Source organism: Paenibacillus sp. FSL H8-0283 (assembly GCF_045040675.1).
GTDB classification, from domain to species: Bacteria; Bacillota; Bacilli; order Paenibacillales; family Paenibacillaceae; genus Paenibacillus; species Paenibacillus amylolyticus.
Genome location: NZ_CP150295.1, coordinates 2339725 through 2353125, shown reverse-complemented (window position 1 = coordinate 2353125; position 13401 = coordinate 2339725). Strand labels below are relative to the sequence as shown.

14 protein-coding genes, 1 tRNA gene and 1 riboswitch are annotated in these 13401 nt (G+C 45.8%); of the genes, 3 read left to right on the top strand and 12 right to left on the bottom strand.

What is annotated here, in order from left to right:
- Positions 1 to 115 precede the first annotated feature (115 nt).
- A tRNA-Leu gene (locus MHI52_RS10760) sits at positions 116 to 199 on the bottom strand.
- Between the two features lie 176 nt (positions 200 to 375).
- Entirely contained in the window at positions 376 to 1338 is a 963-nt protein-coding gene (gene pelA / locus MHI52_RS10755; protein ID WP_036670167.1) for a pectate lyase, read from the bottom strand.
- Between the two features lie 418 nt (positions 1339 to 1756).
- Positions 1757 to 1888: riboswitch (cyclic di-AMP (ydaO/yuaA leader) on the top strand.
- Between the two features lie 5 nt (positions 1889 to 1893).
- Here pelA and MHI52_RS10750 point away from each other — a divergent pair.
- Positions 1894 to 2358: a C40 family peptidase gene (locus MHI52_RS10750; RefSeq protein ID WP_036609611.1), complete on the top strand. Its 465-nt coding sequence runs from the start codon at positions 1894 to 1896 to the stop codon at positions 2356 to 2358.
- A gap of 73 nt (positions 2359 to 2431) precedes the next feature.
- Here MHI52_RS10750 and MHI52_RS10745 read toward each other — a convergent pair whose 3' ends face one another.
- The 4 genes from MHI52_RS10745 to MHI52_RS10730 all read right to left on the bottom strand — a co-directional run bounded on the left by MHI52_RS10745 (position 2432) and on the right by MHI52_RS10730 (position 4250).
- A complete protein-coding gene (locus MHI52_RS10745; RefSeq protein ID WP_017689352.1) occupies positions 2432 to 2761 on the bottom strand; it encodes a carboxymuconolactone decarboxylase family protein in 330 nt (109 codons plus the stop codon).
- A 142-nt stretch (positions 2762 to 2903) separates the two neighbouring features.
- Positions 2904 to 3122, bottom strand: a complete 219-nt coding sequence (locus tag MHI52_RS10740) for a hypothetical protein (protein ID WP_036609613.1) — start codon at positions 3120 to 3122, stop codon at positions 2904 to 2906.
- A gap of 119 nt (positions 3123 to 3241) precedes the next feature.
- The gene (locus tag MHI52_RS10735) at positions 3242 to 3571 is read right to left on the bottom strand and encodes a hypothetical protein (protein WP_036609615.1); all 330 of its coding nucleotides are present in this window, start codon (positions 3569 to 3571) and stop codon (positions 3242 to 3244) included.
- A gap of 97 nt (positions 3572 to 3668) precedes the next feature.
- On the bottom strand, positions 3669 to 4250 hold the full coding sequence (locus MHI52_RS10730) for a xanthine phosphoribosyltransferase (protein WP_036609617.1): 582 nt from the start codon (positions 4248 to 4250) through the stop codon (positions 3669 to 3671).
- A gap of 204 nt (positions 4251 to 4454) precedes the next feature.
- Between MHI52_RS10730 and MHI52_RS10725 the strand changes: the two genes are divergently transcribed.
- Positions 4455 to 5510, top strand: a complete 1056-nt coding sequence (locus MHI52_RS10725; RefSeq protein ID WP_036609619.1) for a membrane protein — start codon at positions 4455 to 4457, stop codon at positions 5508 to 5510.
- A 135-nt stretch (positions 5511 to 5645) separates the two neighbouring features.
- On the opposite strand, the gene MHI52_RS10720 is transcribed toward MHI52_RS10725, so the two are convergent.
- The 6 genes from MHI52_RS10720 to MHI52_RS10695 all read right to left on the bottom strand — a co-directional run bounded on the left by MHI52_RS10720 (position 5646) and on the right by MHI52_RS10695 (position 12507).
- Positions 5646 to 6776 (bottom strand): glycosyltransferase family 4 protein, encoded by a 1131-nt coding sequence (locus tag MHI52_RS10720; RefSeq protein ID WP_405158991.1) that lies wholly within the window; start codon positions 6774 to 6776, stop codon positions 5646 to 5648.
- A gap of 193 nt (positions 6777 to 6969) precedes the next feature.
- Entirely contained in the window at positions 6970 to 7518 is a 549-nt protein-coding gene (locus MHI52_RS10715) for a GNAT family N-acetyltransferase (RefSeq protein ID WP_076318433.1), read from the bottom strand.
- A 106-nt stretch (positions 7519 to 7624) separates the two neighbouring features.
- Positions 7625 to 8665 (bottom strand): hypothetical protein, encoded by a 1041-nt coding sequence (locus MHI52_RS10710; protein WP_405158990.1) that lies wholly within the window; start codon positions 8663 to 8665, stop codon positions 7625 to 7627.
- 96 nt (positions 8666 to 8761) lie between these two features.
- Positions 8762 to 9565, bottom strand: a complete 804-nt coding sequence (locus tag MHI52_RS10705; protein WP_036670159.1) for a Cof-type HAD-IIB family hydrolase — start codon at positions 9563 to 9565, stop codon at positions 8762 to 8764.
- A 501-nt stretch (positions 9566 to 10066) separates the two neighbouring features.
- Complete coding sequence (locus MHI52_RS10700) at positions 10067 to 10813, bottom strand: pseudouridine synthase (RefSeq protein WP_405158989.1); 747 nt, start codon at positions 10811 to 10813, stop codon at positions 10067 to 10069.
- Complete coding sequence (locus tag MHI52_RS10695; protein ID WP_405158988.1) at positions 10810 to 12507, bottom strand: RsmB/NOP family class I SAM-dependent RNA methyltransferase; 1698 nt, start codon at positions 12505 to 12507, stop codon at positions 10810 to 10812. The genes MHI52_RS10700 and MHI52_RS10695 overlap by 4 nt, the downstream gene beginning before the upstream one ends.
- A gap of 221 nt (positions 12508 to 12728) precedes the next feature.
- On the opposite strand from MHI52_RS10695, the gene MHI52_RS10690 reads away from it, so the two are divergent.
- The gene (locus MHI52_RS10690; protein WP_047842389.1) at positions 12729 to 13277 is read left to right on the top strand and encodes a thioredoxin family protein; all 549 of its coding nucleotides are present in this window, start codon (positions 12729 to 12731) and stop codon (positions 13275 to 13277) included.
- Positions 13278 to 13401 lie beyond the last annotated feature (124 nt).

Here is a 13401-nt window from a genome sequence, read left to right as displayed (position 1 = left end):
CTGTACGTGCAGCTAAGCACTAACCTCTTGAATACTCATCACTAAAGTTAGTGTTATATCAAAAAATGCAAAAAAAGACTCCTTAAGCGTTAGCTTAAGGAGTCTTTTTATTAGATGCGGTCGAGAGGACTCGAACCTCCACGGGGGTTAGCCCACACGGACCTGAACCGTGCGCGTCTGCCAATTCCGCCACGACCGCATATTGTATCTCCGTCATCAATATCGGCGACAAGAAATAATATATCATGCGTAATCTATCATGTCAACACTGAAAGTAATAACAATAAAGCCCGAATCAGACGTCCATGTCGATTCGGGCTTTACCTTTAACTGCTGTTAATAGTTTGGTTCATTAAAACGGAAGCATACTACAAATTACAGCTTGGAAGGCCAGTTGCCATACCATGCATAACCGCCTCTTCTTTCTTTATCAATATCACTTAATTTGTATTTAACTACCCCGTCACGACCAATAAAGATTGGTTTATCCGTTCCGATCTCATAGAAGCGTGCCCAAATTGGTGCAGCTTTGGAATCAGCGATAATTTTACTATCTCCATTAGCTCTTTCATACTTGTAACCCGTAATTTTCACTTTGTTAAACCAAGCCTCCGCTCCTTTAATGGATGCGGTAATTTTAGCGTTAGCAGGTCTGGTTTTCAGAAATTTAACAATCGTTACACTCTCTCCAGCTGTCAGTGATGGCACTTCGTAGATTCTTGCGCTCGCTGGTTTAAGAGAGCTGGAATCATGTTGTTGTCCCCATGCTGTCAGCTTACCACCTGAAACGACCTGTGTATTCAGAATCGCCTCCACACCTTTGGCAACTGAATTTTTACTGCGGTTAGCAAGTGTGCTGTCGATAAATGAGAAATCACCTTTTCGTGCTGCTACTTCATCCAGCATGATCATTACATTAATCATGGCATCATCATTGTAAGTGATGTGCTTGTGGTATCCGGAGCTTTGGTAAACTTGTGGCCACCCGCCGTTTGAATACTGCATGTTGATCAAAAAGTTAATTCCTTTGATTGCAGCTGTGGAGTAACGCGGATCATTCGTCTTTTTAAATTCCTTCGCCAATCTTCTAATTTCTGAGTATGTAGCCTTGTTGTCTATCGTGGACTTTGCCCACTCTCCACTTGTCTGTTTATAATCTTTTCTCCAACCTCCATCCGGCAGCTGGTTCTTCAAAATATCAGAAATACTCGCTGTAGTACCCGACGCATCTGCAGCAGATACCGTCCCTACAGGGAGAACTGCCATTCCAACTACTGAGAACACCATCGTACATGCCAGGACAAAAGTAATTATTTTCTTCGCTTTCAAATGTAACACTCTCCTATGTTCGTTTTTATAAATCTTCCACTTCTACTTTACGTATGATATACGCCCCAAACCTCCTTTATTTGTATTTATCGCATAATAAAATCAATTTTAATCCAATATGTGGATTGGATAATCAGATAATATGCAAAAAATCGATTTTTGTCAATATATGCAACTTAATGAATATAATCTCTCTAATTCTACATAACGGGATAGTTCTTTTAACTCATGACAAACCTATTTATTTATCCAAATTCGTCTTAAACGAACCAATAATGACGTTTTTGTCATGAATGATACCCAAACTTGATCCCTTCTTTCATATAAAAACCTTAATTCCGCTAACATTGAGGTATTACGAAGGGTTTTAAATGGGTTTGACAATTACGCATTTATGCAATATAGTTTCAAATAGTTACAAAAACTTAATTATTCATTGCCGAGTTTCATGTTTGAAAACGGGGGAACCAATTTGGGTGAATTATTCTTATACATAGGAAATATAGGGAACCTTCTACCGAACCCTTAGCTAACTCCGTAGGCATCGAAGGGAGAACATTGATTTTGAAAAAACTGATTATCTCCATTTTTGGAGCAGCTGTATTATTTACATCCGGGGCAACAAGCACAGAGGCAAGCAGTATCAACTCCGTAGTGAACAACATGACAGGTATTCCTTACAAATGGGGTGGCACTACTGTAGCCGGCTTCGACTGTTCTGGTTTTATGAGATATCTTTTCAACAAATACAGCATTGAATTACCACGTACTTCGCAGCAGCAAGCCAAAGCAGGTACTCCCGTATCCAAGAGCAATGTTCGGACAGGTGATCTGGTGTTCTTTAATACAACAGGCAAAGGCATTTCACATACAGGTGTATATATCGGCGGCGGACAATTCGCTCATGCCTCCAGCAGTAAAGGTGTAAGCATCACGAAGTTATCGAATCCATACTTCAATGATCGTTATGTAACAGCACGTCGGGTAACTGGACAGTTTATGTATGATAAAATGTTAGGTAAAATGTGATTCACATACAAAAAGGCATCGGTTATTAACCGGATGCCTTTTTTGCACTTAAAAATGTATGTTGCATTGCTTACTAATGCAGCGCCTTCTGCACTCGCATCGCACCCTGAGACAGGGCATGTCCTCCACCAACAGCTCCAGCCACGGCTACGGTCTCCATAATCTCCTGATCTGTTGCGCCCTTAGCACGGGCTTCTTCTACATGGTAGAAGGTACATACCTCATTGTTGGCGAATAATCCAATGCCAAGCGCAATTAGCTGTTTTGTCTTCGCATCAATCACACCAGGTTGGAAACATTCTCCGGTAAACTCATGATACGACTTCACCACACCTGGCAGTACATCGCTTAATGCTCCAATCTGATCCTTGTAGGCATGAACTTTATCATTCATCAATGTCATGGCTTGTAGCACACCCTCTCGGCTATAGTTACAGATCTTCCTCACTGTACCTATCTTCTCTCCCGAGTGAGCCAATTATGCCAAGAAATCATGGTAATTCCAAACATTTAACGCTCATGGCCACTGCCATAATTATAAGCTGTTACTCACTAAGTGGACTCTGGCGCGGCTCGCTGAACAGCTGATAGCTGTAACCTCGGTCCAGCTTAACGACACGTCGATTCTGACGACGGATAAGTACCTGCTCGCCATCCCAGGCAACCACAATCCCCTTCACGTCGTTCGATTCCAGCTCGTCCCGTACGACTCTAACTTTCTCACCTGACAGACGCAGGGCGTCCAATTCTGTATCACTAATCATCTTCATGGCTCCTATATTTCAAATTTATTTACAAAAAGAGACCTAAATGAAAAGTCATTTAGGTCTCACGTGACTGTATTGGACTGTCATGTCATTCGAAATTATGTCCCGACTGAAAGTTACCGCTGCGCGTGCTCTTTGCTGTCGTTCTTCTCGAACCAAAAATCAAGCACTTTGGCGGACATCACACGTTCTTCAAGGTACTCCACTTGATGCGGTGTAAATTGTTCTTTCCAAGAGAAGGACAACTCTTCGCACAAGCCTACAATCGTCAGTAATTCTGACCAGGCAACATAGCGTTTGTACCAGAAAAATTGAGGATGTTCAATCATATAGGGATAAAGGTCATCGAATTCCGTATGTTTACAATCCAGGGCACGTTCAAAATGAACTTTCGATTCCGCCAGCTTATCATTAAAAAATTGTTCTGTTGCCGGTTGGTTCCCCATGGTGTTGCCTCCTCTCCCTAACATAACCCCATTATAAATGAAATCGGCGGTCATGCAAAGGCATAGTTCAAAAAATAGGCCCTATTCCTTTAAAATGTCACATTTCGTTATCGTCAAATTGTACTGTTCCATCGTTCAGGGAACGAATGCGTACCAAGGCTTCCACCGGAATACCCTGTTCACGAATCGTGCGTGCCCCTGCCTGGAAACTTTTCTCGACCACAACGCCGAATCCGACGAGTTCCGCACCGGAACGCTCGATAATTTTGATGACGCCACGAGCGGCATCTCCATTGGCAATAATATCATCAATGAACAAAATGCGGTCATTCTCATGAATGAACTCGCGAGATACCATAATGTCAGTTACAATTCCTTTGGTAAAGGACGGTACACGTTCACAGTAAGCATCAGGATCAGCCAGAAGTGTTTTTTTGCGACGGGCGAATACAAGTGGCACCCCCAGTTCATAGGCTGCGGCAAACGCAACCGGAATCCCTGAGGATTCTACCGTGATTACCCGAGTTACTCCACTTTCACGAAAACGGGCAGCGAACTCACGTCCCATCTCCATCGTTAATGCAGGATCAATCTGGTGGTTCAACAGACCATCCAGCTTTAATACTTGATCCGAGATAACCACACCTTCTTGTAAAATTCGTTGTTTCAATAATTCCATGATTTGACCTCCCAAGCCTATCCTATGAGGTAAAAGTATCATATATCTATCTATAAGTTCAAGCGAAATTGCCTTGACGCTGTCCTTGGGACGCATTTCAAGCCAAAGCTCATTATCGATTGTCATGACTTTCGTGGGTCAAGCATACCTTGTACCATGGTACCCGCATGTCCAAACTATACAGGGGCCTGAGAGGGGAAACACATGAAACAGGCATTTCGGGTGCTGCAGATCGCATTTACATACATTGGAACGGTTGTTGGAGCCGGCTTCGCTACAGGGCAGGAAATTTTGCAGTTTTTTACCCAGTATGGCAAATGGGCCACCATCACCATAGGCTTATCCACCATGCTCTTTGTCTGGTTAGGTACCAAAATGATGCTGATCGCTCACGATACCGGGTCCCGCTCTTATGAGGATCTGAACAAACATTTATTCGGCCATAAGGCGGGCAAATGGATCACCTGGGTGACCCTTCTCATTCTCATTGGCGTGAACAGTGTCATGCTTGCCGGAGCAGGCTCCGTTTTTGTCGAGCATCTGGGTTTGCATTATCAGACAGGTCTGATCGTCACACTTGTAGGGACATATCTGCTTCTCGGTCGGGGCATTCAAGCCATCCTACAAATGAATAGCATCGTTGTGCCCATGATGCTCCTGTTATCTCTGCTCATGATCACCAGTACGATCCATCATCCAGGTGCTTCCCGATTCATCACACTGACGACAGACTCAAACCCTATTCAAGTGTGGCTGTCTCCACTATTGTATACTTCATTCAATCTGGTGTTGGCTCAAGCTGTTCTTGTGCCTGTAGGTAACCAGATTCGTAGTCGGAATGTGCTGAAGTGGGGTGGAGTATTGGGTGGAATTGGCGTTGGTTTCATGCTGATGGCAGCTCATTTTGCCATGTCAGCTCAGATGCCCGGCATCATCCAATTCGAAATCCCGATGGGCAGCATTGCCTTTCAACTTGGATGGGCAGTGCAATCTGTATATGTATCCCTTATTTTCATGGAAATATTCACTACCTTTGTAGCCGATATCTATGGAATGACCTTGCAACTGAGACAACATATACGTGTCCACCCCCGTTTCATTACATTAACCATTATGCTATTGTGTTACTCACTCAGCCAGTTTGGATTCAGTTCCCTGCTGTCCATCCTTTACCCCATCTTTGGAACTATGGCATTAATCTGGGCTGCCAAATTGGTACTGAACCGATGGGGCACCTTTCGTAAACGCAACAATATATAAATCTCACGGTCCATGTATTTCATGAATATGAGCATCCGTTTGCCTTCTAACCACAATTCACCGCGGGTACTCTTTCCTTAAACATGACAAAAGGCCGCTGTTTATCACAGCGGCTCGCACTTTTTGCTCTACGTTTTAGGCTTGGCTAGGAAACTGTAGATATATCTTTTTCAGCTCATTGACTGATCTGCCGAGCGAGTAATGTGTCTTGGCTTTTTCACACGCTGAACGGGCAAGTTCATAACGATAAGCCGGGTCCAGCATCACCTTTTCAAGCGCTTCAGCCAATGCAGAAGGATCTTCTGCCGGTACAAGCAACCCATTGCTACCGTTCTCGATCTGTTCCGGTATACCACCTACATCCGTACCCACAAGGGCAAGACAACTCAGAGCCGCTTCAGCAAAGACGGAACCAAATGCTTCTGCCCGTGAAGGAAGTACAAAAATATCAAAGAATGGCATGAATTCCTCAGGGTGCAGTGTGTAACCATAGAAAATGGTCTCATTATAGATCCCCAGTCGCTGCGCCAATTCTTCCAGGTCAGGACGAATCGGTCCATCTCCAATAATATGTAACACATAATCATGACCTCGACCCTTCAGTTCCGCACAAGCTTTGAAAAGAATATCCAACCCTTTTGCCGGAACAAGTCGACATACCGTGACCAGCTGTGGTATCGCATTATCATGAGGGATCGGCTTAAAGCGCTTCTCATCAAATCCATTGGGAATCACACCGATGACATCAGGTTCCTTCACGTAGGGAGCCAGATAACGGCGGAACGAATCCGACACCGTCAAAAGGCGCTCTGCCTGGTGTTCCAGCTCACCATATATCGCAAGCAGGAATCGATGCTCCGGTCCATCCGTTTCAATGCGTCCATTAAGGATTAATTCTCGTTCATAACTGGAGTGAATCGTCTGAATGAGGGGTGTATCCGGGAAAACTGTTTTCATCGCAAGTCCTGTAATTGGGTGGTGGGCATGGATCAGATCATAGGGCTTCTGAATACGCAGTTTGGTCCACCAAAGATAATCACGATATGTTTGAATATATTTTTGGACAACAGGACTATCCTGATATTCAGTCCAGTCAAACGTTTCGAACTGAACATCCTCTCTGCCCTTATTGCGAATTCGCTTTGGCAACGAGAACAGATCCATTTCCCACCTCGGGGTTGTAAATCTCTCTTGCATATACGGAATCATAGAGGATACACCTCCGGGCTGCTCCGGAGGAAAGAAAAGCGCCTGCAGCAATTTCACCGTTAGTTTCCCCCTTTCTAACTTACGTACTGCTCTACTATCCATTATGACATAGGGAAGCCGGAACATCTATATTACGATAACTCGTATATACAACATATTCATGAAACGTTCCCCTCAGAAGCAAAAGCTTTAATTCAGCAGTCCATCGCTTGCGGTTGTCGTCAACATATTCATAGGATAGTCAAAATTCTCAGCTCAGTGGCTCCACGGGCTTCTCATATGTACTGTAACCATCGGTCACTCCCAAAAAAGTATACCCGTTCCGCGCGTAAAAGGCGTTCAACGTAGCATTACTCGCTCCGCAATCTAACCGAAGATTATGTTTGCCTTCAAAATGTATGCCGCTGCTGGACCATTGCAAAATGGACCGTCCTAAACCGCTCTGAGCATATTTTCTTCGAATCGCTAGCCGATGCAGATAAATTGCGCCATCCTCGGCATGAGCTTTTGAACCCCAAAGATGAATATCCCAAGGACTTGGCTGAACCAAAAGGATGACCATCCCCGCTACGTCCGCCCCTTTTTTGAATACAAACACATCCCCACGGCGAATCGCCCCTGCCGTATCATGTGAATCTTCACCTTTAAGCAAAGCGTTCCATTGGGAAGAACCTTGGCTCTGTAACCATTCGGCTGTCTCCACCAGCAGCGACATCACATCCTCCGTATCTTCCGGCTTCGCCTGAACCGCTTGAAAACCATCGTTAATATATTCGCTACTGATCCTGAATGAGTGCATCATTGTTCTCCTCCGCTTCCTGATCTCTTTTAAACTAATGGTACTATACCGGGAAATGGATTTTTCGTCAAAACGAGAACAAAAAAAGGTAAAAGGCGGTTGCCCTTTACCCATCTATTCTGGCTTCATCAATAATCTGATTTCGATACAACATCGTCAGGTGCAAGGTGTCAAACTCCATTTCCTTGTCCAACTCCTGCATCAACACTTCGACCAGGCTTTTTCGCTGAATGCTGGTACCAGGAACCTCGTAATCAATGTATCCCGTCAGATCGGAATGAGAAGTGTCTATAGTTGCTGTTCCCACAGGCAATCCACCTCGTTCCTGAAGAAACAGCTCATATACCCGGAACTCCCGATCCTTACGCTTTAGCATGACATAACATGTTTCTTCAGCAGCTTCAAGCTCATCCAGATCCGATTCATCGGTATCCTCAAATTCCTCGGAGAAATCGCGATGTACCCACTCTAACGTTTCGAGTTCATTGCCCTGATGCCACATGCGGATCGTAATCGTATCGATGATATCTTCATCCAGCTCTCTGACCAGTAACTCTGCCGCAGCTTCCAATTGATTCTCTTCCGGCTCGTCATACCAGTGTATTTCACCTTGTACATCAGCGCCATATTGTTTTAAGGAAGCTTCTGCAAGTTCCTGCCCTTCGACATCATTGAATATATACGTCGATATGCTGCGTCCTGCGCTTACCATTTCCATCTCCAGAACCTGATCCCGATCTTCATATGTAAACGATTCGGCTTGTGAAACAGGGATTACCTTACTTCCACTGCTGTCTATATCGTCATAGCTGCCTTCGTCATGATTCATCTCTTCAGACGGCCACACTGTCTCTGACTCAGGCATATGCAGAACCGTATGTAATGAGCCACAACTAACCAGCACTTCATAATACGCAGCTTCCAACGCATCTGCAAGAGATCGGACATAGGCATGCACTTTTTCCACGATACGTTGCTCTGTATCATCTGGCAGAGACTCCTGCTCGATCTGAAGACTACCAGATAAACGATCTCCTTCTCTGTACACAAGGAAAAGTGATCCTGCATATTGACCATTGACCATCACGTCCTGTACTTCTCCACCTGATGTCCGCAGGTCTGCAACCAATTCCACATCATATTTCATCACGTATCCTCCTCCATTCCTAACGTTATTCTCTTAGGATGCCCCGAGGACGGTAGATTATGAGGAAAGCGTGCATTTTAAGTATAGGATGTAGGGTTAGACGGATAACACATATTTTTGGATTGCATGTGCCACACCCTGCTCGTTATTGGAAAGTGTAACCTCGTCCGCAGCAGCTTTCACCTCGTCCGGTGAGTTATCCATGGCAATGCCTTTTCCCGCAAAAGTCAGCATCGTAATATCATTGAAGTAGTTACCAATCGCCATAATCTCCGAAGGCATGATTCCTTTCGATTCGGCAAGCCTTTTCAGCGCAGCGCCTTTGGACGCTTCGGGATGCATCAGATCAATAAAAAAGTCACCACTCCGTGTCATATAATACGGCAGATTCCAAGTAGACCATTCCTGAAGTACTGCATCCATCTGTTCAATCGGACCAAATGCAGTGAACTTCGCCAGCGGTTCTGTCATGTCAACCCACTTGGGTAACTTCAGTGGCTCGGCCATAAAGTTGTAATACATCTCACGCACCTGCAACCCCAAACCTTCCGGTTGATCCACATACAGACCAAATGCCGTATTGATGTCAAAATGTACTCCATTGGTTCGACAGTAGGATATGATCGGCTCCAGTCCTTGTCCATCTAATGCAAAATGATGAACTACCTCACGGGTATCGACTTGTGCGGTAACGGCGCCGTTATGCGTAATCACATATCCATCCAGTCCCATCTGCTCCATAAAAGGAATCGTGTTGGCAGGACCTCTACCTGAACACAGGACAATCTCTGCTCCCTGACGGGAAGCTTGGATCAAGGTCTCCTGAGTCCATTCGGTAAGTTCATGATGATCATTCAGCAGTGTTCCATCTACATCAAGTGCAATTAATTTATAAGTCATCTGGCTTCATCCTCATCTGTTAGTAGTCGCACCCACCCAAACCCTCCCTTCCGAGGGAGGGCCCCAGAGGGCTCTGCCCTCTGGACTCCCGTCTTGCTCACCGGTGTTAGGTCGGGTCTTGCTATGTCACGGTTGTCGTAGGAACGCTTGTTGCCGGGCACACCGCTGGTCAGCGGCGGTCCCGCCCAAGCTTAACCGGGACCATAACGGGCAGGGCTTCGCTCCCTGCCCGGCTCCCTGCTTCACTTCGTGAAGATCGGGAGCTTTTTCGCCTGCGGCGGTTAGTATCGGGGCTCCGCTTCCCCCCACAACTCCCTGCTTCACTTCGTGAAGGTCGGGAGCTTTCTCGCCTTCGGCGTTTAGTATCTGGGCTTCGCTTCCCTCCTCAACTCCCTGCTTCACTTCGTGAAGATCGGGAGCTTTTTCCGCCTTCGGCGTTTAGTATCGGGGCTTCGCTTCCCTCCACGACTCCCTGCTCCGCTTCGCAAAGGACGGGAGCTTTTACTTCCGCAGAAGGCTCAACTCATCTGCGGTTAGTTCACGATAGCTTCCGATCGCAAGATCGGAAGCTAGTTCCAGCTCACCCATGGCTACGCGTTTCAGATAGACCACACGCTTGCCTACCGCCTGAAACATACGTTTCACTTGGTGAAACTTCCCTTCGTGAATAATAAGCGAGATCGACGAGACCGTGCCTTCTTCCGTTTCTTCCTGACCGAGTATAGTCAGTTCAGCCGGCAGCGTCTTGTACCCGTCATCCAATTGAATGCCCGCATTGAAACGTTGCACATCCGCTTCATCCACGTTTCCAAGCACACGGGCTTCATAGGTTTTGGGCACATGCTTGCGTGGAGATAACAGATCATGGGCAAGTGGACCGTCATTCGTAAGAATGAGCAGTCCCTCCGTATCCTTATCCAGTCGTCCCACAGGAAAAGGATTGAACTCCCGATCCTCTTTGCGCAGCAGATCCAGTACCGTCTTATCTCTGTTATCCTCGGTAGCAGACACAACACCCGGAGGTTTATGCAGCATCAGATAGATCATCTCCCGATACACAATCCGCTCCCCATCAGCTTCAATGACGTTGACCTCGGGATTCACCTGTACACCACTATCTTTCACCGCTTTGCCGTCCACATGGATTCTGCCTTGTTTCACCATCTTTTTGAGTTCACTTCGTGTTCCCACACCCATATGGCTTAATATTTTGTCCAGACGCAACGTTTTTTTGCCTTTTCCACTCATACCGATGTCCACCTCCACCCTGCCGGATATTCATTCTTCAGTACACCATCCAGCCATTTTCCCCAGCCAGCGGCATAACCATCTACACATACAAGAACATACCCTTTGGCAAACGTATCCGCCTTGAGCACCACTCGTTCTTCTTCAATATTTAACGTTTCACCCTTGAGGTATCTCACGGCTTCGCCATCAGCGGATGACAGATTTACGCTTCTCCGTGCTTCAGATGCATTCAGAGCACAGGCAAGCGGGTGGGACGGAACAAATCGCCCATTCTTGATCGTTCCCATAAACCAGCCTGGACGAATGACTTTCAGTCCCTCCAATCGAGCTGCACCAACCGATGATTGATACACCCGATCTCCATAACATACCGTCTCTCCAGTTAACTCAATCTCCAATTGTTCTTTCATAAACTGACTGTAGATCGCAACCGGATCAATACTTGCCGAATCAGCTCCGCGTCCATGACCCCGTTCCGATTTACGACCACCGTGATCTTTACCTTTTTTGCCCTGTTTTCCCGAATTCTTGCCGCCGCCAGCCTGTCTGTCATGGGACTCTCGGGATTCGATTCGCAATAAACGTTCCTTTTTACGATCAGCCTTGGTCATAGCAATTGAAGAAGCAGCAATAGAGTGATCCTTGTTCCCCTCTGCTTCAATCCTGGACACATCCACGACCTGTCCATACTCCATTGCTCCTTCTTTAACTACTCCAGGTTGATCTGTTTCTAATTCTTGCCCTGCACAATGCTGCAACACAGCGACATAATGTCCCTCTCCTTCCAAAAGGTGAGGCCACAATCTTGCGGTGCCACGCGTTTGATTCAGTACAGCTTCCGTCTCTTCTGCCTTCTCTGGCATCATCTGACGTACCCATTCCGGACGTCCTGGAGCAAACCCTGTCTCTTCAGGAATGTCCATTACTACGAAATCACGGTTTACATTCAGGAACTCCGCAATCATCGCTTCATTTTCCTCCGGCGCAAAGGTACATGTCGAATATACGATGGTTCCTCCCGGGGCCAGTAACCGTGCCGCAGTCTCCAAGATATCCCGCTGCATGAGCACACATTTTTCCACCGAATGATGTTCCCACGATTTCACCATGTCTTCATCCTTGCGGAACATGCCTTCACCTGAACAGGGCGCATCTATTAATACTTTGTCAAAATAATGAGGAAATGCATTTGCAATCCGCTCTGGCGACTCATTCAAAACAATGGCGTTACGCACCCCGTACAATTCCACGTTCTTGGCTAGCGCTTTTGTGCGTTCAGCATGGATATCGTTCGTCATAAGTACACCCTTGCCTTGCAGCTTTGCAGCAATCTGTGTTGTTTTTCCTCCCGGAGCAGCACATAGATCTAGCACGCGATCTCCAGGCTCCACCTGCAATAATTCAACTGGAGCCATTGCACTTGGTTCCTGTATATAATACAAGCCTGCATGATAATAAGGGTGCAGCCCCGGTTTAACACCATGAGGTACATAGAATCCTGTCTCACACCACGGAATAGGTCTTAGATCAAACGGAGCAATCTCATCGAATTGTTCCATCGATATTTTCAGCGTATTCACTCTCAGTCCCGCATGAGGAGACTGTTCATACGATTTCATAAATTGTTCAAACTCATCACCCAGCAAACTTTTCATTCGCTCAGCAAATATCAAAGGTAACTTTACACCCATATTCCCACTCATCCTGTCTTGGTAAGATTGCAATATCGTTTTATTTTATCATATCCAAGCTTTGCTTTCCTATCATATCGTATCTATTCCACTACAGCGTGTAATGTAGTATAATGGCAAGTAGATTGATTCCTGAGCAAAAATTCGGGTGTTTATGCATATTATCCCAACCTTTATTTTTGCCCAAACTATATTTCGATATGATCGATGGGGGATGTCCAATGAAATCCAAGAAGAAAAAGAAAAGTGCTGCGATCCTTATTTTCCTGGGTATTTTAATCATTATGATTGCAGCACTGGTTGTCGTAGACCAGCAATCCAAGAAACAGATGGATTCAGTGGAAAATGCTTATGGCATCGCTGCTTCCAAGCTTAATCCAGCTACACGGGAGCTACTTAGTGATCCCAACTATCAACAAATTATTGTACCCACTGATCTCAAAGCCAAAATCGATAACAAAGACAGCTTTTTCGTTTATTTCTTTGCTTCCGATTGCTCGCACTGCCGTGCCACAACACCTCAGTTGATGCCACTGGTTGACAGTGAAGGTATTGAGCTTCCACAGTTCAATCTGCGTGAATTCGAAGCAGGATGGACCGATTACAATATCGAGTTCACGCCTACACTCGTCTATTATGAGGCTGGTGTCGAGAAAGACCGTATGGTTGGCGGACTGCAAGAGAATGGTAGTGACCAGGGCTACACGCTGGATGATTACAAACAATTTTTCCAAAAATATAAAGGCAGTGCCGCTCCTTCGGCAAGCTAACTGATAGATCCGTTTCCACAAGTATCTACAATCAGGCACTTGTATCACCAGACACTGTTCTGTTGAAGGACAGGCTCCGCCACCTGCAATCATCTGAATATGACGCAACATTCAAAAACACCCC